The sequence below is a fragment of the Streptomyces sp. NPDC053426 genome, from assembly GCF_055585405.1.
Genome location: NZ_JBVJKE010000001.1, coordinates 448,934 through 472,603, shown reverse-complemented (window position 1 = coordinate 472,603; position 23,670 = coordinate 448,934). Strand labels below are relative to the sequence as shown.

The 23,670-nt window shown below is 71.4% G+C and carries 25 protein-coding genes and 1 pseudogene; 12 read left to right on the top strand and 14 right to left on the bottom strand.

Annotated features, from left to right (window positions below; all coding sequences use genetic code 11):
* Positions 1 to 10: 10 nt before the first annotated feature.
* Positions 11 to 2,347: an ATP-binding protein gene (locus ACZ62B_RS01870; RefSeq protein ID WP_469689130.1), complete on the top strand. Its 2,337-nt coding sequence runs from the start codon at positions 11 to 13 to the stop codon at positions 2,345 to 2,347.
* Between the two features lie 997 nt (positions 2,348 to 3,344).
* Here the strand turns inward: ACZ62B_RS01870 and ACZ62B_RS01865 are convergent.
* The 3 genes and pseudogenes from ACZ62B_RS01865 to ACZ62B_RS01855 all read right to left on the bottom strand — a co-directional run bounded on the left by ACZ62B_RS01865 (position 3,345) and on the right by ACZ62B_RS01855 (position 6,188).
* Positions 3,345 to 4,862, bottom strand: a complete 1,518-nt coding sequence (locus tag ACZ62B_RS01865) for an MFS transporter (RefSeq protein WP_468722573.1) — start codon at positions 4,860 to 4,862, stop codon at positions 3,345 to 3,347.
* Between the two features lie 42 nt (positions 4,863 to 4,904).
* Positions 4,905 to 5,099 (bottom strand): annotated as a pseudogene (locus tag ACZ62B_RS01860) (DNA-binding response regulator); the annotation flags it as partial.
* Between the two features lie 114 nt (positions 5,100 to 5,213).
* Positions 5,214 to 6,188 (bottom strand): helix-turn-helix transcriptional regulator, encoded by a 975-nt coding sequence (locus tag ACZ62B_RS01855; protein ID WP_344560353.1) that lies wholly within the window; start codon positions 6,186 to 6,188, stop codon positions 5,214 to 5,216.
* A 136-nt stretch (positions 6,189 to 6,324) separates the two neighbouring features.
* Here ACZ62B_RS01855 and ACZ62B_RS01850 point away from each other — a divergent pair, with 136 nt between their 5' ends.
* Positions 6,325 to 6,720, top strand: coding sequence for a RidA family protein (locus ACZ62B_RS01850; protein ID WP_344560354.1), 396 nt, complete (start codon positions 6,325 to 6,327; stop codon positions 6,718 to 6,720).
* 58 nt (positions 6,721 to 6,778) lie between these two features.
* On the opposite strand, the gene ACZ62B_RS01845 is transcribed toward ACZ62B_RS01850, so the two are convergent.
* Together ACZ62B_RS01845 and ACZ62B_RS01840 are read right to left on the bottom strand one after the other, a co-directional pair.
* Complete coding sequence (locus ACZ62B_RS01845; RefSeq protein WP_468722575.1) at positions 6,779 to 7,111, bottom strand: hypothetical protein; 333 nt, start codon at positions 7,109 to 7,111, stop codon at positions 6,779 to 6,781.
* 93 nt (positions 7,112 to 7,204) lie between these two features.
* Complete coding sequence (locus ACZ62B_RS01840; RefSeq protein WP_344560356.1) at positions 7,205 to 7,330, bottom strand: hypothetical protein; 126 nt, start codon at positions 7,328 to 7,330, stop codon at positions 7,205 to 7,207.
* A gap of 176 nt (positions 7,331 to 7,506) precedes the next feature.
* Between ACZ62B_RS01840 and ACZ62B_RS01835 the strand changes: the two genes are divergently transcribed.
* Positions 7,507 to 8,082: a dihydrofolate reductase family protein gene (locus ACZ62B_RS01835; RefSeq protein WP_344560453.1), complete on the top strand. Its 576-nt coding sequence runs from the start codon at positions 7,507 to 7,509 to the stop codon at positions 8,080 to 8,082.
* Here ACZ62B_RS01835 and ACZ62B_RS01830 read toward each other — a convergent pair.
* Positions 8,064 to 8,774 (bottom strand): helix-turn-helix domain-containing protein, encoded by a 711-nt coding sequence (locus ACZ62B_RS01830; RefSeq protein WP_344560357.1) that lies wholly within the window; start codon positions 8,772 to 8,774, stop codon positions 8,064 to 8,066. The genes ACZ62B_RS01835 and ACZ62B_RS01830 overlap by 19 nt on opposite strands.
* Before the next feature lie 98 nt (positions 8,775 to 8,872).
* Here ACZ62B_RS01830 and ACZ62B_RS01825 point away from each other — a divergent pair, with 98 nt between their 5' ends.
* The 5 genes from ACZ62B_RS01825 to ACZ62B_RS01805 all read left to right on the top strand — a co-directional run bounded on the left by ACZ62B_RS01825 (position 8,873) and on the right by ACZ62B_RS01805 (position 12,033).
* Entirely contained in the window at positions 8,873 to 9,163 is a 291-nt protein-coding gene (locus tag ACZ62B_RS01825; RefSeq protein WP_468885915.1) for a hypothetical protein, read from the top strand.
* A gap of 93 nt (positions 9,164 to 9,256) precedes the next feature.
* Positions 9,257 to 9,382 carry a hypothetical protein gene (locus ACZ62B_RS01820; RefSeq protein WP_468885917.1) on the top strand — a complete coding sequence of 42 codons (126 nt, stop codon included), beginning with the start codon at positions 9,257 to 9,259 and terminating at the stop codon, positions 9,380 to 9,382.
* 42 nt (positions 9,383 to 9,424) lie between these two features.
* Positions 9,425 to 9,883, top strand: coding sequence for a discoidin domain-containing protein (locus ACZ62B_RS01815; RefSeq protein ID WP_468885918.1), 459 nt, complete (start codon positions 9,425 to 9,427; stop codon positions 9,881 to 9,883).
* Positions 9,884 to 9,977: 94 nt separating this feature from the next.
* A complete protein-coding gene (locus tag ACZ62B_RS01810) occupies positions 9,978 to 10,778 on the top strand; it encodes a hypothetical protein (protein WP_344560361.1) in 801 nt (266 codons plus the stop codon).
* A 571-nt stretch (positions 10,779 to 11,349) separates the two neighbouring features.
* Entirely contained in the window at positions 11,350 to 12,033 is a 684-nt protein-coding gene (locus ACZ62B_RS01805) for a hypothetical protein (RefSeq protein WP_468885920.1), read from the top strand.
* Between the two features lie 101 nt (positions 12,034 to 12,134).
* Here ACZ62B_RS01805 and ACZ62B_RS01800 read toward each other — a convergent pair whose 3' ends face one another.
* The 3 genes from ACZ62B_RS01800 to ACZ62B_RS01790 form a co-directional block, all read right to left on the bottom strand.
* Positions 12,135 to 15,017: an erythromycin esterase family protein gene (locus ACZ62B_RS01800; protein ID WP_469689129.1), complete on the bottom strand. Its 2,883-nt coding sequence runs from the start codon at positions 15,015 to 15,017 to the stop codon at positions 12,135 to 12,137.
* 116 nt (positions 15,018 to 15,133) lie between these two features.
* The gene (locus ACZ62B_RS01795; RefSeq protein ID WP_468722588.1) at positions 15,134 to 15,259 is read right to left on the bottom strand and encodes a hypothetical protein; all 126 of its coding nucleotides are present in this window, start codon (positions 15,257 to 15,259) and stop codon (positions 15,134 to 15,136) included.
* Positions 15,260 to 15,352: 93 nt separating this feature from the next.
* Positions 15,353 to 15,658: a hypothetical protein gene (locus ACZ62B_RS01790; protein ID WP_468722589.1), complete on the bottom strand. Its 306-nt coding sequence runs from the start codon at positions 15,656 to 15,658 to the stop codon at positions 15,353 to 15,355.
* A gap of 375 nt (positions 15,659 to 16,033) precedes the next feature.
* On the opposite strand from ACZ62B_RS01790, the gene ACZ62B_RS01785 reads away from it, so the two are divergent.
* The 3 genes from ACZ62B_RS01785 (at position 16,034) to ACZ62B_RS01775 (ending at position 19,272) form a co-directional block, all read left to right on the top strand.
* On the top strand, positions 16,034 to 16,504 hold the full coding sequence (locus tag ACZ62B_RS01785) for an SsgA family sporulation/cell division regulator (RefSeq protein WP_468722591.1): 471 nt from the start codon (positions 16,034 to 16,036) through the stop codon (positions 16,502 to 16,504).
* Between the two features lie 40 nt (positions 16,505 to 16,544).
* Entirely contained in the window at positions 16,545 to 16,724 is a 180-nt protein-coding gene (locus ACZ62B_RS01780; RefSeq protein WP_468722594.1) for a hypothetical protein, read from the top strand.
* Between the two features lie 175 nt (positions 16,725 to 16,899).
* Complete coding sequence (locus tag ACZ62B_RS01775; RefSeq protein WP_468722596.1) at positions 16,900 to 19,272, top strand: ATP-binding protein; 2,373 nt, start codon at positions 16,900 to 16,902, stop codon at positions 19,270 to 19,272.
* A gap of 110 nt (positions 19,273 to 19,382) precedes the next feature.
* Here the strand turns inward: ACZ62B_RS01775 and ACZ62B_RS01770 are convergent, their stop codons facing one another.
* Complete coding sequence (locus ACZ62B_RS01770; RefSeq protein ID WP_344560370.1) at positions 19,383 to 19,682, bottom strand: hypothetical protein; 300 nt, start codon at positions 19,680 to 19,682, stop codon at positions 19,383 to 19,385.
* A 249-nt stretch (positions 19,683 to 19,931) separates the two neighbouring features.
* Between ACZ62B_RS01770 and ACZ62B_RS01765 the strand changes: the two genes are divergently transcribed.
* Entirely contained in the window at positions 19,932 to 20,234 is a 303-nt protein-coding gene (locus ACZ62B_RS01765; protein WP_468885927.1) for a VOC family protein, read from the top strand.
* On the opposite strand, the gene ACZ62B_RS01760 is transcribed toward ACZ62B_RS01765, so the two are convergent.
* The 4 genes from ACZ62B_RS01760 to ACZ62B_RS01745 all read right to left on the bottom strand — a co-directional run bounded on the left by ACZ62B_RS01760 (position 20,195) and on the right by ACZ62B_RS01745 (position 23,398).
* Positions 20,195 to 20,386 (bottom strand): hypothetical protein, encoded by a 192-nt coding sequence (locus ACZ62B_RS01760; protein ID WP_344560372.1) that lies wholly within the window; start codon positions 20,384 to 20,386, stop codon positions 20,195 to 20,197. The two genes, ACZ62B_RS01765 and ACZ62B_RS01760, sit on opposite strands and share 40 nt — an antisense overlap.
* Positions 20,387 to 20,524: 138 nt before the next feature.
* The gene (locus ACZ62B_RS01755) at positions 20,525 to 21,082 is read right to left on the bottom strand and encodes a pyridoxamine 5'-phosphate oxidase family protein (RefSeq protein ID WP_344560373.1); all 558 of its coding nucleotides are present in this window, start codon (positions 21,080 to 21,082) and stop codon (positions 20,525 to 20,527) included.
* A gap of 89 nt (positions 21,083 to 21,171) precedes the next feature.
* A complete protein-coding gene (locus ACZ62B_RS01750; RefSeq protein WP_468722603.1) occupies positions 21,172 to 21,681 on the bottom strand; it encodes a hypothetical protein in 510 nt (169 codons plus the stop codon).
* Between the two features lie 304 nt (positions 21,682 to 21,985).
* Complete coding sequence (locus ACZ62B_RS01745; RefSeq protein ID WP_344560375.1) at positions 21,986 to 23,398, bottom strand: amino acid permease; 1,413 nt, start codon at positions 23,396 to 23,398, stop codon at positions 21,986 to 21,988.
* Positions 23,399 to 23,670 lie beyond the last annotated feature (272 nt).

Here is a 23,670-nt window from a genome sequence, read left to right as displayed (position 1 = left end):
GGAGGAATTCGTGACGCAGTGGAAGTGGGCTCGAGTCGGCGCCCGGAACGAGACAACCGGGTTCATCGGCCGCGCCTCCGAGTTGGAGGCCGTCCGCAGGGCGGCGACGGAGGCCCGGGTGGTGACCCTCACCGGGCTCGGCGGTGTGGGCAAGACCCGGGTTGCGATTCGGGCCGCCCACCAGATGGCCGTCGACTTTCCCGACGGCGTCAGCATCGCCGAACTGAGCGGACTGCGGGACGCCGAGTTTCTGCCCAACACGGTGGCCTCCGCCGTCGGCCTGCCGGAGGTCGCCTCGACGGAGCCGATGGATCAGCTGATCGACCACTTCTCGGACAAGCAGGCCCTGCTGGTGCTGGACACCTGCGAGCACTTGGTCGAGGCGATGGCCGTGTTCGTCGACATCCTTCTGAGCCACTCGTCGGGGCTGGTGTTCCTGCTGACCAGCAGGCAACCCGTCGCCCTGCCCGGCGAGTTCGTCCTGCCGATCCCGCCGATGCCCAGCCCGGACACGGACGCCGACGAACACGACAACGACGCGCTGGCCCTGTTCGTCGCCCGGGCCAAGGCCGCCCTGCCGTCCTTCGCGCTCACCGCGGAGAACCGGTCCGAAGTCATCGCTCTCTGCCGGCGCCTGGACGGCATTCCCCTGGCCATCGAACTGGCCGCCGTGCGGCTGAGGACCATGCCCCTCGAACAGATCCTTGGACGTCTCGACGACCGGTTCCGGCTCCTTGCCGGAGTGCGGACCGCACAGGCCCGCCACCACACCCTGCGCACCACGATCGAGTGGAGCCACAGCCTGTGTTCGGCAGCCGAACGGGAACTCTGGGCAAGGCTCTCGGTGTTCGCCGGAGGCTTCACCCTGGCGGCTGCCGAGGAAGTCGGGTCGGGAGGCGAGTTGGAAGGGCGGGACGTACTCGACCTCCTCGGTGCCCTGGTGGACAAGTCGGTGGTGCAGCGAGTGGAAGGCGTCGTCGAGTACCGCTATCGACTGCTCGACACGGTCCGGGAATACGGAGCCGAGAGACTGGAGCAAGACGGCCACACCGAGGAGTACGCGCGGCGTCATCAGGAGTTCTTCCTGCGGATGGCCGAGCGGGCAGGCGAAGAGTGGCTGGGCGACCAGCAACTCGAGTGGGGAGGGCGGCTCACCGCCGACTTCGACAATTTCCGGGTCGCCATGGACTTCGCCATCGCCCGTCCGGCAGATGAGGCCGCGCTCCGGATCGTGAACGGACTGTGGGGGCTGTGGCTGGGCAGAAGCAGGCTGACCGAGGCGCGACGCTGGATCGACAAGGCCCTGGCAGCCGAGGCGGAGCCGACCGTCGAGCAGGGCGTCGCCCTGTACTACGGGTCCTATTACGGGCTGCTCCAGGCGGACCGGGCGGCGCAGGAGATGGTGCGGCGCTGCCGGGCCGTGGCCGAGTCCCTGGACGACGACTTCCTGCGCGCCCGCGCCCTCTACGTCGAGACCTACGAGATGCTCATGTGGAGCAGGGACGTCGAGCGCGTCATGGCGTCGTACGAGGAATCGCGGCGGCTGCTCAGGGCGTCCGGCGACCTGTTCCCTCTGGTGGCCGGCTACATCAACACCGCGGTGTTCCACGCCGCCCACGGCAGTCCCGCCAAAGCCCTGCGGGAGGCGGAGGAGTGTCTGCGGGAGTTGGCGCACCTCCCGCGGGAGCGATGGGTACGCAACTACATGACCATCACCCGCGTGCTGGCGCTGTGGGCGGACGGCAGGCTCACGGAAAGCCGGGAACTGGGTCGCGAGGTGCTGCCGTCCGCCCTCGACCAGGGCGAGACCATGAGCCTGGCGGCCACCGTGGAATTCCTGTCCTGGGTCGCGTGCGCCGAACAGGAATACGAACACGCCGCGACGCTCCTGGGCGGTTCCACGACACTCTGGCGGCAGGTCGGCACCACCTTGTGGGGAGTGCGCGCGCTGAGCGCCCTGCACACCGAGACCGAGAACACCCTCATGCTCAGTCTGGGCGCCGAGCGCTTCACCCACGTCTACGCGTACGGAGCCAAGCTGGAGGTGCCGGCCCTCATCGACATCGCCTGCGGGCGTGGGCACCGCAGCACGTCCGCGCCGCCCCCGGACGTGGACAACGGCAGCGCTCTGGGCCCCCTCACTCCGCGCGAACGCGAGGTCGCCGACCTGATCGCCGAAGGACTCACCAACCGGCAGATCGCCGAACGCCTCGTCATTTCGAAGCGCACTGCCGACACCCACGTCGAGCACATTCTCACGAAGCTGGGAGTCACCTCCCGCGTCCAGGTCGCGGGCATGGTCGACAGCCGGAAGGCGGCAGAGGGCGGGACGGTACTCGGTTCGTGAGTCCGTGCTTCCCCACGTACCGTCCTGTCCGCGGCCAGGCGGTCCCCGTGGCTTCCCCGCGGCGCGGACCGCACTGCCCCGCGCCGACGGGATCGACTGACGGAACCGCTCGGCCGGGCGGTTGCCCGCCGACAGGGCAACCGCAGTCACTGCCCGCCCGTGGGCGGGCGCACGGCGGCGGACCGGTGCGGCCGGTCGACCGTAACGCCGCGCGGACCCCGCGTGACGCTCCAGCACGTCATGCGTCCGCCCGCGGCGAACAAGCGATCCTTGCGAGGATACGTATACGGAGTGCTCGGCGTTCGCGGGTTGAGGGCCGAGACCGACGAGTGGGAGGCCCCGCCGGAGCTGAACGGGCCTGGTCCTCCCCGTCGTCACCTGCGTGAACCGCAGCCGCCGTGGGGCGTCTTGTCGCTCGGCCGCGTCCTGGTGCACGCGGCGTTCGGCGAGGGCAGCGGGATGGGAGCCCTGGTCCGGACGATCCACGAGGGTGCGGACCTGACAGGCGTACGGTCCGGCCGACCGCGAGCCGGGGCCGGCCGGCGTCGGGCGGTGCGATCCTGCGCGGCGCGAGCGGGGCGGCGTCGTCCGCGCGGTGCGGCGGGCCGTCGGGACGTGCGACGAGGGCTTCGGCGCGGACGTCGGGTTCGTCGCGGCCGGGAGCCGGAGCTGTGATCCGGAAGGAGAGCGCGGAACCAACGCCCGCGCCACGCGGGAACCGATCGAGGCCCTGGCCGTCACGAAGCCATGCCCCGCCCGACCGATCGCCCTGTGGGGCACGGCGGCGACCACGACCCACTCTCGGTGTTGTCCGAGGGCGGTGGTCGTGCGGGCGGCGCCGATCGCGGTCCGGATCGGCGCGGCCGTCTGCCGGGACCGGAGAACGTGCTGTCAGTGGTGGAACGGCTCCTCGACACCAGCCGTGCCGATTACGTCCAGCATCCGCGTCGGTCGTTCGCGTCATCGCCGGTACTCCGACAGGGGCCCGGTGGGTGGGTCAGCTCTGCCGGGCGTGCACCGGGCTGTTCGCGACCTCCTCCGGGCACTTCCGGTGAGGGTCGCGCGCTCGCCGGTCGCGCCGCCAGTCGAACGCCGCCAGGGCCAGCGACGCCAGCATCGCCGTGAGGGCGGCGCCCAGCGCGACGACGAGGGCGCCCTGGTAGTCGTCGCTCCTGGCGAGCACCAGGTAGAAGAGCCCCGGCAGGGCGGCGGTGCCCACCGCCGCGCCGAGCCGCTGCCCGGTCTGCAGGGCGCCGCCCGCCGCGCCCGCCATCCGCACGGGTACGTCCCGAAGGGTCATGGTGATGTTGGGGGAGACCACGAAGCCTCCGCCGACACCGCCGAGGAACAGGACGGGGGCGGCGATCCAGGGAGCGATGTCCAGGGGCGCGAGGCGCAGCAGCAGAGCGGTGCCGCCCAGGCCGACGATCACACCCACGAGTCCCCACACGGTGAGCAGGCGGCCGAGCCGGTCCACCAGCCGGCCCGCGACCACGGCCGCACCCGCCGAGCCGAGGGCGAACGGAGTGACAGCGAGGCCGGACCGGAGGGGCGAGAAGCCCAGCCCGTGCTGGTAGAAGAGGGCGAAGACCAGCCAGACGCCGCTGAAGCCGATGAAATAGAGGGTGCCGACGCCGGCGCCGACGGCGTAGCCGCGCACCGTGGTGAACAGGCGCGGGTCGAGCAGCGGTCCGATGCCACGGGCGACGAGGCGGTGCTGTCGGCGGACGAAGACGGTGAGGATCAAGGCGCCCGCCGGGAACATCCACCACAGTCGGCTCAATCCGCCGGACTCCGCCTGGACCAGCGGATACATGAGCGCGAGGACTCCGAGACCGAGGAGCAGGACGCCGGGCACGTCCACATGTCCCCGGCCGGACCGTCGGGTACGTGGCAGCAGACGGCGTCCGAGCAGGACGGCGAGGATGCCGATGGGGACGTTGACGTAGAAGATCCAGCGCCAGCCCTGCTGATGATCGGCCAGCGCGAGGATCACGCCGCCGATGACGGGGCCCGAGGCGGAGGAGATGCCGACGGTGGCGCCGAAGTAGCCGAAGGCCCGGCCGCGTTCGCCGCCGCGGAACAACTGCTGGATGAGCGCGGAGTTCTGGGGCGCCATGAAGCCCGCCGCCAGGCCCTGGGCGAGGCGGGCCACGACCAGCAGGGTGATGTCGGGAGCGGCCCCGCAGGCCGCGCTGAAGAGCACGAAGCCGCCGAGGGCGAGCAGGAAGATCCGGCGGCGGTCCAGGGCGTCACCGAGCCGGCCGGCGGTGACGAGGGCGAGGGCGAAGGTGAGGGTGTAGCCGGACACCACCCACTGCACCTGTGCGGGAGAGGCATGCAGGTCGTTCTGGACGGTGGGCAGCGCGACCGCCACGATCGTGACGTCCAGCAGGCTCATGAAGCCGGCCACCAGAGTGACCCACAGGGCTCGCCACCGGCGCGGATCCGGCCGGTACTCGTCCTCCCGGGCACCGGGGTCCCGGTCGCCCGCCCCTGACGCCGACGCAGTCACATGGAGTCCTCTCGCAGGCCCGTACTCCGGCTCGGGCGGCGGTCAGGGCAGCAGCCGCTGTTCCTTCGCCACCGCGACCGCGCCCGCCCGGGTGTCGACGCCCAGTTTGCCGTAGATACGGCGCATGTGGGTGAGGATGTCGCGTTCGCGGTCGGTGGGGGAGGGCCGCGGGCTGCGCAGGCCGGCCATGACCCGGCTGGCGACCGGTGGGAGAGCACGGCACGCGGCCCTCGCGGCCCCGCAGGCTACGGGGAGCGGGTTGCGGTGATCCGTCGGTCCGGTGCCGGGACCGTGTCGATCAAGGGCGCGGCAGGTTCTCGGGAACGGGGGTCCCGCTGTGTCGGCGGGCTTTCAGGACGACACCCCGTACCGAGTGGCCATCGCGGTGGCGCGGTCGCGCAGGGAGGCACGCAACCACTGCGGGGCCAGGGCTTCCGCGTGCGTGGCGAGCTGCCACAGCGCCCATTCGGCGTGCCGTGCGTCCTGGAAGGTCACCTCCAGCCGCAGTCGGCCGTCCGCGTCGGCCTCTTCCGAGAGGACGGCCAGCGCGGTGCCCACCAGGTCCTCCCGCCGCGCCGGGTCCACCCGTACCAGCACGGCGACTTGGTCACCGCCGGCCCGGAACCGGGTGCTGCGCTCCTGCCAGGCCCGGTCCAGATCGACCCGGTCCGGCCGCTGCGCGGGTTCGTCGAGCTCCTCGGCGGCCAGCACCCGGGACAGCCGGTACGTTCGGTCCGTGCCGGACCTCGTGGCCAGCAAGTAGCCCTGGTCGCGTACGGTGACCAGGCCGATCGGGTCCACCGTGCGCCACTTCGGGGCCTGGTCCGCGGCCGCGTAGTGGATGCGCAGCCTGTGTCCGGCGAGCACCGCGCGCCGGACCTCGGCCGCTATGGCGTCGGGCACCTCCTCGGCGACCGTGCGGCGCGCGAGGAGGTCGGTCTCCGGGTCGATGAGCAGCCGCTGCGCCGCGTCGGCCGCCGTGTCCCGATGGCTCTCGGGCAGCGCGTCCACCACCTTGAGCATGGCCGAGGCGAGCGCCGAGCCGAGGCCGAGCACCTGCCCGCCGCGCCGTGAACCGGCGACCAGCAGGGCGAGCGCCTCGTCGTGGTTCAGCCCGGTGAGCTCGGTCCGGAAGCCGGGCAACAACGCGAAGCCGCCGTTCCGGCCGCGTTCGGCGTAGACCGGGACGCCGGCTGCGGACAGCGCCTCCATGTCGCGCAGCACGGTGCGGGTGGACACCTCCAGCTCGCGGGCCAGCGTGGCCGCGGACAGCCGGCCGTGCCGGCGCAGCAGCAGCACGAGCGAGACCAACCGGTTGGCGCGCATCCGAAAACACTACCGAAATACATGACACAAGGTGTCACGCTTTTGCTGCGAGGCTCTCCGCACGACGTCAGAGGTGAACGGCTGCCGAGCCGATGGACGTTCGTACTGTCGATGAATCGATTGGAGACATGTGGCCATGGAGCGTACGACGGTCAACCCGTGGACGTGGTCGGCGGAGCTGGGCTACAACCAGGGCGAAGTCGTCACCGGGCACACCCGGACCCTGTACTGCGCCGGACAGACCGCGATGAGCGGCGACGGCGAACCCCTGCACGACGGTGACATGGCGGCGCAGTTGGCACTCAGCCTCGACAACCTGGAGGCCGTCCTCGGCCGGGCCGACATGACCCTGGCGAACCTCGTCAGGCTCAACGTCTACACCACCGACGTCGACCTGCTCTTCCAGCACTACGGCGTGCTGGCGTCGCGGCTGGGCGCCGCCGGAGTGGCGCCGACCACCACGATGCTCGGGGTGACACGGCTGGCGATCCCCACCCTGATGGTCGAGATCGAGGGCACCGCCGTCGCGTGACGTGTCCCCGCCCCCGCTCGTGCCGCCGGCACCGGCACGAGCGGCAGCGAGGCGACCATCAGGCCACCTCCCATGTCGCGAAGATGTGCAGCGCCGCCTCGACCTGCGCCGCGGTGCGGTCGTCGGACACGCCCGCGACTCTCACGAACACCACGGACGACCCCGGATCGGCTGCGACGAACAGAGTGAGAGGCACGTGGCCGAGCAGGGGGTAGTCGTACCAGGCGTCTCGCTCGACGTCCGTCGCGGGCAGCGCGGTCTCGACGGCCTGCCAGTCGGAGTCGCCGAACTCGTAGCCGGCGAAGGCTCCCACCGACTCGCACAAGGGCCGCAGGTTCGCGTCGATGATCCAGCAGTCGTCCGCGAGGTACTCATGATCCGGGGTGGTCATCCGTGTGCTTCCGTTCGTCTGCCGGGGCCGCGCCGGGCGATGGCACTGCCATGATGGCAGCAGCCCTCCGCCGGCGGGCCGGGACGATCGTCGTCAGCCCGGTCCGCGGCCGAGGCTGATCTCGTTGCCCTCCGGATCCCGGTAGAGCACCTTGGGCACACCACCTTCGTACGTCTCGCGGCCGACGGCCTTGATGCCCCGCTCGGCGACCTCCCACACCGCCTCGTGCCGGCGAAGAGGTCCAGGGACATGCCGTCCTCCACGGGGAGTCGACGTGCCGTACGTACCGACTCCCGCGGCGTCGGGGGTGCGTGTCGTTTCCGTCCAAGACGGCTGTTGCGGCGCCGTCTACGGTGAACCCCGATGGCTTGCCCGAGCAGGAGGAGGACAACAGCATGCGTGACCTGGTCTACACCGGTTTCATGTCGCTCGACGGCGTCGTGGACTCGCCCGGCGGTCCGGAGGAGGGGCACCGCAGTGGCGGCTGGGTCTTCAAGGACCTCGAGTTCGTCGAGGAAGCCTGGTCGCTGAAGGGCGAGGAGCTCGCCGACACGACGGCGCTGATGTTCGGCCGTCGCAGCTACGAGGCGTTCGCACCGGTCTGGCCCGGCTCCGAGGACCACGCCGCCTACAAGGAGCTGCCCAAGTACGTGGTGTCGGGCAGCCTGTCCGAGGACGCCCTCGTCGACGGGTGGGGGCCGACGACGATCCTGCGCTCGACCGAGGACGTCGCCGCGCTCAAGGAGGGCGAGGGCGGCGCGATCTTCATCCACGGGAGCGCGGAGCTGGCCCGGCGGCTGTCGGACGCGGGCCTGATCGACCGGTACAACCTGCTCGTCTTCCCCGTGCTGCTCGGTGCCGGCAAGAGCCTGTTCGGCCGGGCCGACCGGGACAAGCAGATGCTGAGGCCGAGGGAGTCGGAGACCTACTCGAACGGGATCCTCAAGCTGGTCTACGACGTCAAGCGCTGACCCGTGTCGAGGGCGATCGCACCGCCGGCGCCGTCGCGCAGCTGCCCGGCGGTGCGTCCGACGTAGGAGCGCAGCGCCCTGGCCAGGTGCGGCTCGTCGAAGTAGTCGAGCTTGGCGACGACGTCGGCGGCCTGCTCGCCGGCCGCCAGCAGCTCCGCCGCCGTGCGCGCCCGCTCGATCTGCCTGACCGCGCCCCGCGTCAGCCCGGTCGCGGCACGGAACCGGCGCTCGACCGTGCGCCCCGAGACGGCCGGGCACCGTCCTCGCAGCACCTCGGTGACGAGCGGGTCACGGACCACGGTCCCGGCCCGGACGAGCCGCTCGACCAACGCCTCGGCGTCGTCGGGCCCGGGTGTCTCCCAGCGCGCGCCGTCCAGCCGGAACGAACGGCGGGAGGTGTCGGGGAGCCCGATGCCGCCGTCGACCAGCGCCGACGTGGGCACGGCCCGCAACGACGTGCCCACGGCGAACTCGATGCCCGTGAACGTCGCACCCTCCGGCACCGGCGCCGTCCCGCTCCGGGTCTCGGGACCGGTGACGCCCGCGTGCGCCTGCCCGTCCTGCTCCCAGAACACCAGGCCCAGCCGCACCCCCGCGACGGACGTCATCGCCGCGACCTGCTCACTCGTGCACGTCCACACGGCGTCGACCCACGGAGAGTCGGACCCGCGCGTCTCGAACCGTAGCCCCACACGCGCAGGATACGCCGTGGCGTCCACCGACCGCCGGTCGCGCACGGCGGTCAGGCGGGCTCACGCCGCTGTGCCACGATGACCGCCGAGGAGGCGGGATGCAGTATGTGGTGCTGGGGACGTTCATCGCGTTCGCCCTGGCTGTCGCGGCAAGTGGTGTGGTGGAGCTTCTCACCGGATGGGTCCATCCCTGGGAGCGGGCTCACGTCGTGCGTCCTGTTCCTCATGGGCTCGGCCAGATGCTCGCGGGGTGCGGTCTCAGCTGCGTTCTCGTCGTCTTCGCCTTCGCCCTGTCAGGGAACGTGCTCCCTTGGCTCATGGCAGTGGGCGCTGGGCTCTTCCTCACTGGAACCGTCCTGATCGGTGTGTCCCGCTTTCCGGACCGCTGACGCCGCTCACCACCGGAACCCTGCGGTCGGCGGTTTCTCGGCCTGCCGGCCGCCCACGCGGAGGAGCGGGCGGGGCGCCGGGCGGCCGTCGCGGTGCGCGGCGGTGACACCCTCTACAGCACCGGCATCCGCTGCACCGTGGGCTTCAACGCCCGCTCCGGCTCCACGCTGTACGCGCTCGTCCCGGGCTGGTGCGCCCAGGGAGCCCGGACCTGGTAGGCCGACGCCGCCCTGACCATCGTCGTCGGTGTCGCCGCGGGAGTGAGTTTCCCGGGCAACGACTACGCGACCGTTCGCTACACGAATACGCAGGTCGCCTACCCGGGCGAGGTCTCCTTGGGCAGCGGCACCGGCGTCCGGGACATCACCGACGCGGCGAATCCCGTCGTCGGTCAGTCGATCTGCCACGTGGGGCCGGCATGTCGGACCCCTCAGCCGCCGTCGACGGCGTGGACGCCCGGCCCGCAAGGCCGCATGGTCGTCGACCTCGGTAGCCGACTCCGGGTCCACGACATCCGCACGGACTGGACGAGCGGCCATGTCCCCGCACTCCGAGTGGAGTTCAGCAGCGACGGCCTCGACTACACACCGGCCGGCAAGCTCACCGGCCACGGCCGCACCCGCCGCCTCGCGACGGACACGACCACCCGCTACGTGGCCCTGACGACCGACACGGGGGAGGGAGGGAGCGCCCGCCTGATCCATCTCTCGCTGCTGTGACCTCAGCAGGACGGCTCCGGGACGTTCACCGAGGCGGTACCGCCGTCCAAGCGGAAGCGCTCACAGAACCTTTGGCCACGAATATTCTGTGGAGATGCCGAATCAGTCGGTGGCGGCGGGAGTCGGTCTCGCCGGCGTGATGGCGCACTGCGGCGGAAGTCCGGTCGGCGCCCTGAAACTTCTGGTGGGGGCGATCGCATCGGCACCGGCAGCCCCGGAGCCGTATGCGGCCCTCGCGGAGCTGTGGCGGGACCGCCGCTCGGAACTGGAGGAGAGCCTCGAAGGGGACATGGACGACGCGGTGATGGCCCTCGGTTCGGTCACGGGCGCGCGACCCGAGGTGGCACGGGGTGCCGCTCCCTGGTTCGGCGACGAGCGTTTTCTCGACGCGGTGAGTGCCGAGGCGCCGGCCGCCATGGCCCGGCTGCCCCGGGCCTGCGGACGCTACGAGCCGGCTTTCGCGCTGTGCGACCGCGCCGATGCCGTCGATCGGGTCATGTGGACCGCGGTCGCGCGGGCGACCACCTGGCGCGTGATGGGCGATCTGGACCAGGCTGCGGCAGCCTTCGAAGACGCCTTGCGCTTGGACTGCGTCAACTGGTCCCTCCACCTGGACCTGGCGGATGTACGCGCCGAGCAGGGCGACTTCGCCGCAGCCGCACGCCTCGCCGCGCAGGGCCTGGAACACGAACCTCACGAAGTCTTGCTGCGCGCGGCGGCCGCCGCCTACCGCACCCGCCTCTCCGGCTCGTCCAACGACCTCAGGGACCTGATCGCCCTGGCGCCGGGACTCGCGAACACCACCTACCGGAATCAGTTGATCGACTACGCATGTGCGGGGCCGAAGCTGCCCCGCAGACTCGTGGCCGAGGCGCGCCGCATCCGCAAGAACTGAAAGGGCTGTCCTGGTCAGCGTTCGGCGGCTGCCGGCCGCCTCGAAGCACAGATCAGAGCGCATGCCGGACGACGAGAAGAGGTCGGTCGGCCCGTCCTGCGTGAGGTGCCCGAGGATCACGCGCTCTTCCCACGATCGCCGCAGCCGCTCGTACGCCTCCCGCTCCCGTTCCACCGTCAGCAGATGGTCGATCAGCATCCGAAGGGCGATCTCACCCCCGAACGTCTCCGGCGCCCTCAACGCCCTGTTCAATTGCTCGACGAGACAGGCGTGGATCTCTTCGGCCGACGCCGGCCCACGGGAGTCACCGGAATCGCTCACCCGTACAGTTTCCTCCTCCTCCACCAGTTCGAGGAGGCGGAACCATCCTGGTGCGGTGGTGTCCTGCCGTTCGGATGGAAGCGGGTCGGCGGCTGCGCCTTGGTGCCGTTCGCGATGCACCCGCAGAGATCGCGGGACGAACCCTGACCGCCGGGCCGGCGTACGGTTCGCGCCGAGCGGCTACGGTGGTCCCACCGCCTCCCGGGACGGATCAGGGGCAGGGCGGCGATGCCGGAAAGGGGCGGACGGGGTGGCCGGACGGGCGCGCTACTGGGCCGGGGTGGTGGCCTTGACGGGGGTCGCGGTCCTGATCGGGCTGCTGGCACGGTCCTCGGGTGGCGACGGCGATACCGGCGGATCCGCCGCGACCCCAGCCTTCTCCATCGCCCCGGGATCCTCCGGACGGCCGGTCACTCCGACGGCCTCCGTGCCGGAAGGACCCGTGGAGACGCGCCTCGGCCTCTTCTCGTTCGGCGGCCTGTGCCAGGAGGACGGGAGCCGCCCGGTCCCCCGGGCGGCACGCGTGTCCGCGTCGGGACCCCACCCCATGGTCGTCCATGTCAACGGGCTGCTGCACCAGTTCGAGGGCTCCGGCGGCCACGACCGCGCCGACCCGTTCACTCCGCTGCCCGAGCGGGTACAACTCGTCGCCTGCGCCCAGTACATGGGGATGGGCAAGCTCCTCAGGGTGTGCCGGTACGAGGAGCCCGCCGAGGCGAGCCGGAAGATCTCCCATTACGAGGGCCGGTACGAGGTACGCGTCCTGGAGGCCCGTACCGGCCGCCTGCTCGGCACCCACGGCATGGTCGGCCGCACCGCCGCCGAGTGCACACCGTTCGTCGAACGCGGCCCGGACACCAAGGAGTTCGAGCCCCCCGGTGACGCCGAGTTCCGAGCTCTCCTCGGCCCGTACGCGCGCGGCGAGAAGCCCTGAGGGGACTTTGGCCGAGGACGCCGAAGCCACTGCCGGTGGCGACGTTCGTGGTCACTGACCGCGCGATCCTGATCGTGGGCCGCGACGGTGCACCGGCAGTACTACTCGGAGATCACCGCCGCACTGCGCGACACGCAGACCCGCGGCGACCCGCCGGAGAGCGAGGAGCACTGCCCCTGGCTCGCTCGCCGGTGCGTTGCGCGCTCTTCTCCCCGACACACCATCGATCCGATGCCGACAAGGGACCCCGCCACCCGCGTCCAGCGGTCGAGCGCTGCCGGGGTCCTCGTCGCGGGAGAGCAGGTGCGCGGAAGCAGGTGGCTCGGTCGGATGTCGTGCAGGTACGCCACCGCGTCCGCCGCCCTGAGCAGGTTGACCGGGTCCGGGTCCCGGGGCCAGTGCGTGCCGATCTCGCGCTTGGGCCGGGTCGTGCCCAGCCAGTCGCGGACGGCGGGTGGTGCGGTGCGCAGGTCGAGATACCAGTCGTGGTGGCTCACCCGGTCCAGGGTGTGCTCGACCGAGCCGGCGGCGATGGGCCCCGAGTGGAACGTCTTCACGTCCTCGTCGCGGGGTTCGGCGACACCCCGGTCGGTGGCGAGGAAGGACCCGTGGCCGAACGCCAGACCCACGACCCGGTAACCGTCTCCGAGCACGCCGCGCAGCAGGCCGCCCTGGGTGACGGGGTAGTCCGGGTCGAAGCCCTCCAGGTACGCGTGGCCGTTGTGGGCGGCCAGCATCGTCCGGTCGCCGGTCTGCCGGAGCCACCAGAGGGTGTTGTCCGTCATCGCGAAGTCGCGGTGGGCGAGGGCCTCGCGTTCCTCGGCCGGGTCGTCGTAGTCGAAGGCGTACTGGCGCGCGACCTGGTCGACGACCTCCGCGTTCCGCACCGCCCAGGCGTGGTCGTCCCCGGCCTCGCCGCGCTCGGCGGGCTTTTGGGCGCGCAGCAGTTCCAGGACACGCCCGGTGCGTTCGGCCTTCTCCCGCCGCACGGCCGGAGGCGCCTTTATGTAGGCCTCCATGTACTCGCCCGCGGGCAGGGTGGGACGCAGTCCCCGGTAGAGCTCGGTGACGGTCGGCAGCAGGTCGGGGTGCGCCTCGCGGACGTGCCCGACGACCCGGTCGTACAGATCGGGACTCGCGTAACTGCTGTCGTTGCCCGCGAATTCGAGCGGGTCGTCGGGGTGGACGATGTTGTACGCGCGCATCCAGCGGATCAGGTCCAGGACTTCGCGGGTGTGCATGAAGAGATAGGCGTTGTGGTACTCCTCGGACATGATCCGGGCGGGATCGCCGCGCCCCGTGCGCAGATAGTCGTTCAGGCGGAGCCCGGCACTCCAGGGTGCTTCGAGGACGAGGGAGCGGAAGCCCTTCTCCTCGACCAGGTACCGGAACGCACGATGCTGGAAGGCGAGGAACTCGTGTCCGCCGTGGGCGGCCTGTCCGATGCCGACCAGTCGGGCGTCGCCCACCGTCCTTCCCAGGGGCCGCAGGTCGTCGAAGGGACCGGTGGGCTCCACGGTGCGCAGGGGGTGCGCGGCCTTTCGCAGGTCGGGCAGCGGGGCGGCGGACCCGACGGGCGCGTGGGGCCGCTGTTCGGACACGTCCCGGTCGAGCCTTCGGCTCGGCCGGATCTCGTCCAGGTGCACCACCACGTCCGCCGATCTCAGCAGGTCGACCTGGTCGCCGGGCGGAGGGAAGTCCGTGCCGATCTCCCGTTTGGGCCGGGTGACGTCCAGCCCGTTGCGGGCGGCGGGCGGCGCGGTGCGCAGGTCGAGGTACCAGTTCGGGTGACTCACCCGGGCCAGGGTGTGTTCCACCGAGCCCGGAGCGGCGGGTTCGACTTCGAACCGCCTGACATCCTCGTCGACCGGATGCTGCAAGCCCTGTCCGGTGGCGTGCACGGCGCCCCGGTCGAAGGAGAGTCCCACGGCCAGGTAGCCGTCGCCCAGCCGCCGCCGGAGCACCTGTCCCTGTACGAGGGGGAGGCTGGGGGTGGAGGAGGCGGTGTACAGGTGGCTGTTGTGCCCGCCGAGCACCAGTCGGTGTCCGGTACGGCGTTGCCACCACAAGGTGTTGTCCGCCATGACGGTGTCCCGGTAGATCATGGCTTCCGGCACGGCGTCGGGGTCCGTGAAGTCGAAGGCGTACAGGCGCGCCACCTGGTCGATGACGGTGGCGTGCCGGACCGCCCAGGCGTGCTCGTCCCCGGCCCCGGCGGCGTCGCGGGCGCGGAGCAGCGCGAGCACGCGGCCGGTGCGCTCGGCCCGCGCACGGCGCTCGTCCAGGGGCGCGGCGGTGGTGGCGCGGATCCACTCGCCGACCGGCAGGGTCGGACGCAGGCCCCGGTACAGCTCGGTGACGGAGGGCAGCAGGTCGGGGTGGGTCCGCCGGACGTGGTCGACGACCCGGTCGTACAGCTCCGGGCCGGCGTAGCCGTTGTCGTTGCCGGCGAACCTGAGCGGATCGTCGGGGTGGGCGACGTTGTAGGCGCGCATCCAGCGGATCATGTCCAGGTACTCCTGGCTGTGCAGCAGCACGAAGGCGTTCTGGAACTCCTCGGACATGATCCGGGCGGGATCGCCCCGACCGGTGAGCAGATAGTGGTCGAGGCGGGCGCCGGCGCTCCAGTTGGCCTCCAGGACGAAGGAGCGGAAGCCCTTCTCCTCGACCAGGTACCGCAGCACCCGGTGCCTGAAGGTGACGAAGTCGTGGGAGCCGTGGGCGGCCTCGCCGATGCCGACCACCACGGCGTCACCGACCGCCTTCCCGAAGGCACGCAGGTCCTCGAAGGGGCCCGAGGGCTCGACGGTGCGCAGCGGCCGGGCGGCCTTCTCGAGCGCCGGCAGTGGGTCGTCGCCGGCCGGGACGGGGCCGCCTGAGACCGCGGACCCCCCGCCGGCCGGGGACAACGCGACCGTTCCGGGGACGACGGTGAGCCAGACGAGTAGCGCGACGGCGAGCCGCCTTGACGCGGAGGGGGTCATGACGCCAGCATCCCCGCCCGGGTGCCGGGCCGCGCTCCGTATGTCACCCGCCCGGAGCAACGGTGCGAGCAGGGGCCGTCACCAGCTGATGGCGGCCCCGCCGACCCGACGGCGCGTCAGTCCGCCCAGGCCCCGGCGTCGTCGGCCGGCCGGAGTCCGCCGAGCACCGAGGAGCCGTGGAGGCGGCCGCCGATGACCTCCTGGCCCGGCACACCGCCGACCAGGCCCACGATCTCCCGCACTTGATTCACCGCGCCGGTGTCTCTCGTTGTCCGGTGGACCGCACGGCATCTCGCCGAAGGTCCGGCCACCGTTCGCGCTCAACGGTCAGCGGCTCAACGCCCACTTCCACAACCACCCGAGGCGGTGAGCACCGTGGCCAGCCACATGACGACCAGGGCAAGACCGAGCATCACCGATCGGAGCGCGCGGTCGTCCCGGGCCGCCGACATCGGATGATCTTCCGGCACGTGATTCCCGGAGCCTCCGGGAGCGCCTTCAGGGCCGTGCGGCACGTCCGGACACCATGGGCAGTCGCGATATTCGTCGGTTTCTTCCGGTGGGTCGAAGGCCGCCGCACCTCCTTTCGGTTTCTCATACACATGGCCACTGGCGATTCGATCGGCTCCGGTGGTCCACACGCGCAAACTCCTGTCGCTCATCGGTAATCAAAGAGAAGAGACGTCTTTCCCGCGGTACCACGGCAATCACAACGCCCTACCGGTTCCCATGGTGGCGCCCTCGCATGCCGGACCGTGCAGATATCGGCATTTCGGCTGCCGGCTAGGTATGCCGGGCCCGGCAGATCCGTATACGTATTTCACCCGAGGGTCGGCCGAACCAAGGGAAAGTCGCGTGCGTTTGTCGCCGCGCATTGATATGTCCGGCAGTCGGCGCGGTATGTGGGTATACCCATCTCTCGGTGTCGCGGTGACGTCGCCTTCCTCCCGCACGTTACTTTCGGGAGAGGCGTTCAGGTCTTCGGGAAGGCCGCTCTCGAATAGTTGGGGTAAATCATGAAGAAGCCCTCCGGCGTCCCCCCGCGGCGCTCGAGCGTGTCGCTGTGCACGACGCACCTGCTGATGCACGACATGACCGGCGGTCGGAGAGTTCCCGTCCCGATCTGCCTGGCCTACTCCACCGAAGACCCGTACACCGTGTACCTGGACAGCCACGCCCGTGCGGAAACCCAGGTCACCTGGGCCGTCTCCCGTGATCTGCTCACCGCCGGCATCAGAGGCCGGGCCGGTGGCGGTGATGTGTCGGTCTACCCCGGCCACGACGGCGACGCGGGCAGTGTCCACCTCCTGCTCGCCGGCCACGGCGGAACACCCGACGGGGATCCGGTCCTGCTGCGGGCCCGGACGCCGGACATCGAGGCCTTCCTCCAGTGGACGGAGCACGTCGTCCCGCCCGGCCGGGAAGGCGAGTACCTCGACCTCGACACGCTCATCGGGCACCTTCTGGACCACGGTCCCGGCGCGTGACCGGTCGCACCCCCTTCCCGAGCCCACGAAAGTCGCTTGCGTGCCTGACGACCTGTACACGCGGTACATGGCCGCTTCCACCGCTCACCGCCGGCACACCCGCACCTGCGCGCAGTGCACCACCGTTTTCCACTGCACGACCGGGACCCGGCTCTACGAGGCGTTCAGCCGCCTTCAGGACGCCTATCTCACCCATCGCCGCAACCAGTGCGGAACGTGACCTCGATCGGGAGACCGAACGGCACATGGGCACTACCGGTCAGCCGGCGAACAATTTCCGGTTACGCGCGACGGATTCACGTCATGCGTTCCCGCGCGGCACCACGGTTCCTACGATGATCCACCGCACCGCGTGGCTCAGAACACGCGCCGAACGAGGAACGAGGAGGTGAGGCATGGCCATGGGGTACGCCCAGACCCGGTGCGGACTGCCGAGCGCGGTGACGTCGTTCGTCGGCCGCAGCGTCGAACTGGGTCATGTGCGACGCCTGTTGAACGATGCCCGGCTGGTCACCCTGACCGGTCCCGGAGGGGTCGGCAAGAGCCGGATCGCCCTACGGGTCGCCAGTGACCTCGCCGCCGAGTACCCCGACGGCGTCTGCCTGGCGGAGCTTTCCGGACTGCACCAGGGTGACCTGCTCCCGCAGTCCCTGGCGGACCTGCTCGGCATCCGCGACCTCGGGACCGGCGATCCGCTCGACGCCGTCGTGGCCCACCTTCGCGGCCGCCGCATGCTGCTGGTGCTGGACACCTGCGAGCATCTGGTGGATTCCTGCGCGCTGTTCGCCGACCTGGTCCTGCGGGAGACCCCCGACGTACGGCTGCTCGCGACGAGCCGTCAGCCGCTGGACGTCCCCGGCGAGCACACCGTCGCCGTCCCGCCCCTGAACGTCGAGTCCGGGGACGCCGCCGAGTTGTTCGCCCAACGTGCCGCGGCCGTCGTCCCCGGATTCCAGGTCACCGACGACAACCGCGACGACGTCCGGGCGCTCTGCCGCCGGCTCGACGGCATTCCGCTCGCCATCGAGCTCGCGACCGTGCGACTGCGCGCGATCCCGCTGGAGCAGCTCGCCGCCCGCCTGGAGGACCGATTCCGCGTCCTGACCGGTGGCCGCCGCACGGCCCTGCCGCGCCACCAGACGCTACGCACCACCATCGGCTGGAGCCACGAACTCTGCTCCCCGGAGGAGCGGTTGGTGTGGTCACGGCTGTCGGTCTTCGCGGGCACCTTCGACCTGACCGCCGCGGAGCGTGTGACCGCGGGCGGCGACATCTACGAGGAGGAGGTCGTCGAGCACTTGATCAGCCTGGTCGACAAGTCGATCGTGCTGCGCGTGGACGACCCCTCCGGCTCGGGAACGCGATACCGGCTGCTGGACACGATGCGGGAATACGGAGCCGAGTGGCTGGAACGCGTCGACGAGGAGGACACCACCCGCGACCGCCATCTCGCCCACTACACCGACCTGGCCGCCCACTTCCACCGCGCCGCCTACACCGACCGCCAAGTGGGCCTGGTGCACGCGCTGGCCCGCGACTGGGCGAATGTGCGTACGGCACTGGAACGCTCCCACGACCGCGGTCACGCCGCTCCGGTCGACGCGCTGCGACTGACACTCTGTCTCGTCCCGTACTGGCTGTGCACCTCCCGCTTCAGCGAGGCCCGGCTGTGGCTGGAGCGCGGACTGGAACTGGTCACCGACCCGGTGCCGGAACGCGCCGAAGCCCTGGCCCACTACGCCCACTTCTCCTTCGTGCAAGGTGACCGCACGGTCGGCGAGGAGGCGAACCGGCAGTCGCTCGACCTGGCGAACGGGCTCGGTGACGACCGGCTCCGCGGCTACGCCCTCCAGATCGTCGGCTTGGGTCACATGCTGGCCGGACAGGACGTCACGGCCGACGCCCACTACGCCGAAGCCCGCGAGTTGCTGCTGCCCAGCGGCTACGAACTCGGAATCGGCTTCGTCCACATGCACGACGCGATGATCGCCGGCTTCACGGGAGACTCCCGGCGGGCGCTGGCCGCCGAACGCGCCTACCAGGAAGCGTTCGGCTCCACGGGAGAGTCCTTCTACCGCTCCTTCATCCAGGAGTTCATCGGACTGGCCCTGTGGGTGGAGGGCAGGCACGCCGAATGCGGCCCCGTGATCCGGCGGGCCGTCCGCCTCAAAGCCGGCCAGGACGAGGCGGACGGCATCGCCACGTGCCTGGAGATCCTCGCCTGGGAAGCCGCGGCCGCCAACCGGCCGGTGCGGGCGGCCTGGCTGCTGGGCGCGGCCGACGCCTACTTCCGCGCCGGAGACGTCGTTCTGATGTGGTCCCGGCCCAGCCTGGCCCAGACGCACGAGCAGATCATGGGACAGGTCAGCGGGCAGCTCGGCCAGGCGCGGTTCAGCGAACTCTTCCGGCAGGGGGCGGAACTCGACGAGGACCTCGCGGTCGCCCTCGCCGCCGAGGACGCCGAGGAGCCCACCCCCGAACAGCCGGCCGGGCCCGGCGCCGCCACCGGCGTGGACACACTGACCAAGCGCGAGCGCGAGGTCGCCGAGCTCATCACCAAGGGGATGTCCAATCGCGAGATCGCCGAGCAGCTCGTCATCTCCAAACGCACCGCCGACTCCCATGTCGAGCACATCCTCGACAAACTGGCGGTCTCCCGGCGCGGCCAGATCGCCGCCGTCCTGCACGCCGCGCCCGCCGGCTCTCCCGGACGCCCCGCCCCCGCGGACGATTCACCTTCCGCCGCCCTCTCCTCGAACAACCTTTAGTGCCTGTGCCTGTGCCTGCGGCGGCGGGTCGATCCCGAGGACCGGCGGACACTCGGCGACGGCGACGAGTTCGATGCCGTCCCGCCGCAGCTCGACCCACTCCTCACGGGTCAGCCGCCGGCATCCGATCTGCGCCCGCTCGCCCCGCCGGCTGTCCCGGGAGACACCGTTCGGCGCACCTCCTTCCCGAACCCGGCACCGCGTACATCGGGGCTGAGCCAGGAGAATGCGGTGACCGTTCCGAATCCGTCGAAGTCGACGCCGATCAGATCCTGCACGCCCACCGGCTCCCCGTCGACGACCACGACGAAGGAGAGACGCCATGAGCCGGCACTGACCCGGCCCCGGCCGGACCGTATTCCCCGCAGCCGGCGCCACTCGCGCTCCGGACTGTCCTCGTACGGGGACATCGGATCGTCGAACGGCCGGGGAGGGCCCGTGGCCGCCCCCTTGCGCGCCGTCGGGACCGGACGGTTCCAGGAGCTCGTCGGTCGCTCCCGGCAGGGACAGCCGAGGCGTGTGAACCTGCACGTTCAACGGGGGACACGCGGACAGCGGCGTGGCGGGCGTCGGCACGGACGCAACCCCAGAAGCGAGCCCTCACCCCGTGCATCACCGCTTCCGCCCGGACCGGAGCACGCCGCACCTGTCATGACGGCATGGCCGTCGACCTCTTCGCAGGCATCCCGGTCAACGACTACGCGGCGGCGCCGGCCTGGTACGAACGACTGCCCGGCTCCCCGCCGACGTTCGTCGCGAGCGACACGGAGGCCGTATGGGAACTCGCGGAACACCGGTCCCTCGCCGTCGAACAGCGGCCCGAGCACGCCGGCCACGCCCTGCACACCGTCTTCGTCGACGACTTCGACACTCGCGTCGCCCTCATCGCTGATCGGGGACTGGAGCCCACGCGGCGCGAGACCTACCCGAACGGCGTGCGCAGGTGTCCTCGGGGGACATGATCGACGCCTTCGAACAGCACCGGCTTGCCCTGCCCGTCCGGCTTCCCGTAGTCGCCGGTGACCGGCGTCATGCCGTCCCGCATCTCGCCGGGGCCGACAGGGGTGTCCGCCACGGCCGTCAGGCCCGCTCTCGCCGCAGACGCACGCTTCATGACATCCCCCGTTGTTCCCTCGCCCGGTGTCTCCCGCCGCTCCGGGCGGCAGGTGGTGATCGGTGACGAGTGGTGCCGGCCGGATGGTTCCCGCCCCGGGCGGAAGGATCCGTGGACTTCCGCCGTCCCGACGGCCGCTCAGAACACCCAACGGGTATGGCTGTAGACCCCGTTGTCCCGCCCGAAGCCGTACGCCGTGACCGGGGCCACCGCGTACACCACATCGTCCCCCTTCCGGAACGCGTCCCCGATCCCGTGGAAGGTGCCTTCGGGCGAGGTGATGTGCGGCCCGTACTTCGCCTCGAACGCGGCGATCACCTCCTCCAGCAGCGCCGGATCCGTGACCGGCTCCGCCCTGCCCTCCACCACGAGGTCGAGCCCCTCGGTGAGCGAGTTCCCGCCGGTGGTCAGGGCGCAGTGGGCATCATGAGCGAGGTTCCTCGCCTTCTGTTCACCCCGGCCGGTGGAGAAGTACGCCACACCGCCGTACCAGGCGGCGATCACGGGTGTGACGTGCAGCCGCCCGTCGGGCCGCACCGTGGACACCCAGAAGATCTCCGCGGTCTCCAGCTGCCGTCGGGCCTCGGCCCACTCGGTGGCGGCGACCTCCGCGGCACCCGGGCGGGGGTTGAGCGCGGAGCTGTAGCGGGCGTCGAGCTCGGCAGTGGGTTGCTTTTCGGATCCCTGTGTCGGCATGACGGATCTCCTTTCCCACCCCCTCCTAACCACCGGCGGTCCGGGCCGAAACCCGCACCGCACCCGTTCGTGTCCCGCCGCCCGCCCGATCACCCGTGAGGGCGGGGACGTGCGGGCGGCTGGTCGGTGCGGCGTGCGGCGCTGAACATCAGGAATCCCACCAGGAGGGACACGGCGTTCAGGGAGCCGCTGATCATCGTGATCTCGTCCCCGCCGGCGCGCAGCCAGGTGCCGGTGGCGCGCAGCCGGAAGGGGAACGTCCTGGGTGCGGTGAGGGTCTTCGCCATGGTCAGCAAGGCGAGGACCAGGTCCGGCTTCTGCAGGGTGCCGCCGCTGAGGACTTTCACCGGCGTGTCCAGACAGCCGGCCGCGGAGAGCGCGTCGATCAGCCGCAGCGCGCGGCCGGGGTCCGGGAGACGGTAGGCGATCTGGAAGAGGCGCAGGTGCTGGCGCACGGTCAGCTCCTCGTCCAGGACCGGGTGCTGCGGGCGGTAGCCCCGGGTGCCCACCAGCTGCCCCGCCCGCGCCTCGAAGCCGACCCCGCGCAGGACCTGCCGGGACCCGAAGCCCTTGCGGACCGCCGTCACGCGCAGCACCACCGCCGGCCGCCGCCTCACGTCCGGGGCCGGGCGCCGGCGTGGACACCGAGTCCGCAGGTCCGCCGCGTCACGGCGGCACCGTGGCCTACGGCTCGGACGACGTGCGCGCCTTCGGCACACGGACACCGGAGGGGCGGCCGGCCCTCGTCAGGGGCGACGGGCAGCGGGCCCGAACTGGCCACGAGGGCTCCTCGAGGGCGGTGGGGTGCACAGGCTCCGACCAGCCGACGACGCACGGGTCCGTTGAGACACGTCAGGAACGGTCCCGGCATGAGCCGGGTGCTCATGACCGTGCGGTGACCCGTCACTCCCCGCCGGCGGGCGCCTTCGTTCGCTGCTTGCGCGCCGCCATCACCGCGTAGACCAGTACGCCCGCGAGCAGGAACAGCACGCCCTGGTAGACGGCCGCGTATCCGGCGCCCGCGACCAGCCACAGCGAGAACGCGGCCGCGACCGAGGCGATCACGGCGTCGCGTACCAGCCGCGCGCGGTCGACGCGGTCGCGGTGCCCGGAGAGGAGGTGGAAGAGCTGTGCGGCGGTGGCCAGCAGGTACGGCACGGTCGCGGTGAACGTCGTGACGAGGACCAGGACCTCGAAGACCTTCGCCGAGCCGGAGGTGTAGTTGTAGACGGTCAGCAGTGAGGCGAGGACGACGGTGACGCCGACGCCGACCGTGGGCACCCCGCGCCGCCTGCGCGCGAACGCGGCGGGGAACAGCCCGTCCTTCGCCGCCGCGTACGGGGTCTGGGCGCTGAGCAGCGTCCAGCCGTTGAGGCAGCCGGTCATCGACACGAGCGCGGCCAGCGCCACGGCCCAGCCGCCCCAGGCGCCGCCGAACATGGTGTTGACGGCGTCCGAGAAGGGCGCGCTGGAGTCGACCAGGCGGTCGTGGGCGACCGTGCCGAAGACGGAGAGCGTGCCCAGCAGGTAGACGAGGGCCGCGCCCGCGGTGCCGATGACGGTGGCGCGTCCCACGGTGCGCCGAGGATCCTTGACCTCGCCCGCGCTGACGGCGGCGGACTCCACGCCGAGGTAGGAGAAGAGCAGGATGGCGGCCGAGGCGGACACCGCGCCGATCGCGCTGCCGCCTCCGGCGTGGAAGGGGCCGAGGTTGTCCGGGTCGAAGAAGAACAGCCCGCCGACGGCGACGAGCAGCAGCGGCGCGAACTTCAGCACGGTGGACACCAGCTGTACGGCGCCGACGTACCGGGTGCCGGCGAAGTTGGCGAGTGCGGGCAGCCACTGCAGGACGAGGGCGGCGAGGCAGGCGGTCCAGCGGTGGTCGTTCACCGGGATCAGGACGTCGAGGTAGCCGACGGCGGCGACGGCGAGGGCCGCGTTGGACACCCAGGTGGTGATCCAGTACGCCCAGGCGGCGAGGAAGCCGGCGAAGTCGCCGAAGGCCTCACGGGCGTAGACGTACGGGCCGCCGGTACGCGGGTCCCGTTCGGCGAGCCGGCCGAAGACCAGGGCGAGGGCGATGGCGCCGACGGTCAGGACACCGAAGGCGAGCAGGCTGATCGTGCCGTACGGGGCGACGGAGGCCGGGAGCAGGAAGATGCCGCCGCCGATGATGTTGCCCATGACCAGGGCGGTGGCGACGGGCAGCCCGAAACGGCGGGCGTGCCGGCCGGGGTGACCGGTGGTGTCGGCGGGGGCCGCGGGGGTCTCCTGCGGGGCCGGAGCCGGTGGGGGGACGGTTCCGGTGACGTGCATGGGGTGGTGCGCCTCTCTTCGAACTGCTGCCCGGGATCGCCGGGACGGCGCCCATGGTCGGGCATGGCCCGGGACCGCTCCAAATCAGACGCTTTTGTCCTGTCCTGACCCGTCCGGCACCGTAAAAGGTGCGATGTCGAGGGCTCGGAACCGGGAATCGTCCGGGCGCCAGGGGGCCGGGCCCGTCCGGTCGTCGGTGCGGACCTGACGGACGTGCTCGGGGACGACCGGGCTTGTGCGCCTCCCCGGACAGGTGCTCGGGGACGCCCCCG

Excerpts from the sequence above, each read along its gene's own strand:
- ACZ62B_RS01855 (WP_344560353.1), bottom strand. The coding sequence starts at position 6,188 with ATGCGCGCCAACCGGTTGGTCTCGCTCGTGCTGCTGCTGCGCCGGCAC.
- ACZ62B_RS01850 (WP_344560354.1), top strand. The coding sequence starts at position 6,325 with ATGGAGCGTACGACGGTCAACCCGTGGACGTGGTCGGCGGAGCTGGGC.
- ACZ62B_RS01845 (WP_468722575.1), bottom strand. The coding sequence starts at position 7,111 with ATGACCACCCCGGATCATGAGTACCTCGCGGACGACTGCTGGATCATC.
- ACZ62B_RS01835 (WP_344560453.1), top strand. The coding sequence starts at position 7,507 with ATGCGTGACCTGGTCTACACCGGTTTCATGTCGCTCGACGGCGTCGTG.
- ACZ62B_RS01825 (WP_468885915.1), top strand. The coding sequence starts at position 8,873 with ATGCAGTATGTGGTGCTGGGGACGTTCATCGCGTTCGCCCTGGCTGTC.
- ACZ62B_RS01810 (WP_344560361.1), top strand. The coding sequence starts at position 9,978 with ATGCCGAATCAGTCGGTGGCGGCGGGAGTCGGTCTCGCCGGCGTGATG.
- ACZ62B_RS01800 (WP_469689129.1), bottom strand. The coding sequence starts at position 15,017 with ATGACCCCCTCCGCGTCAAGGCGGCTCGCCGTCGCGCTACTCGTCTGG.
- ACZ62B_RS01785 (WP_468722591.1), top strand. The coding sequence starts at position 16,034 with ATGAAGAAGCCCTCCGGCGTCCCCCCGCGGCGCTCGAGCGTGTCGCTG.
- ACZ62B_RS01775 (WP_468722596.1), top strand. The coding sequence starts at position 16,900 with ATGGCCATGGGGTACGCCCAGACCCGGTGCGGACTGCCGAGCGCGGTG.
- ACZ62B_RS01770 (WP_344560370.1), bottom strand. The coding sequence starts at position 19,682 with ATGTCCCCGTACGAGGACAGTCCGGAGCGCGAGTGGCGCCGGCTGCGG.
- ACZ62B_RS01765 (WP_468885927.1), top strand. The coding sequence starts at position 19,932 with ATGGCCGTCGACCTCTTCGCAGGCATCCCGGTCAACGACTACGCGGCG.
- ACZ62B_RS01760 (WP_344560372.1), bottom strand. The coding sequence starts at position 20,386 with ATGAAGCGTGCGTCTGCGGCGAGAGCGGGCCTGACGGCCGTGGCGGAC.
- ACZ62B_RS01755 (WP_344560373.1), bottom strand. The coding sequence starts at position 21,082 with ATGCCGACACAGGGATCCGAAAAGCAACCCACTGCCGAGCTCGACGCC.
- ACZ62B_RS01745 (WP_344560375.1), bottom strand. The coding sequence starts at position 23,398 with ATGCACGTCACCGGAACCGTCCCCCCACCGGCTCCGGCCCCGCAGGAG.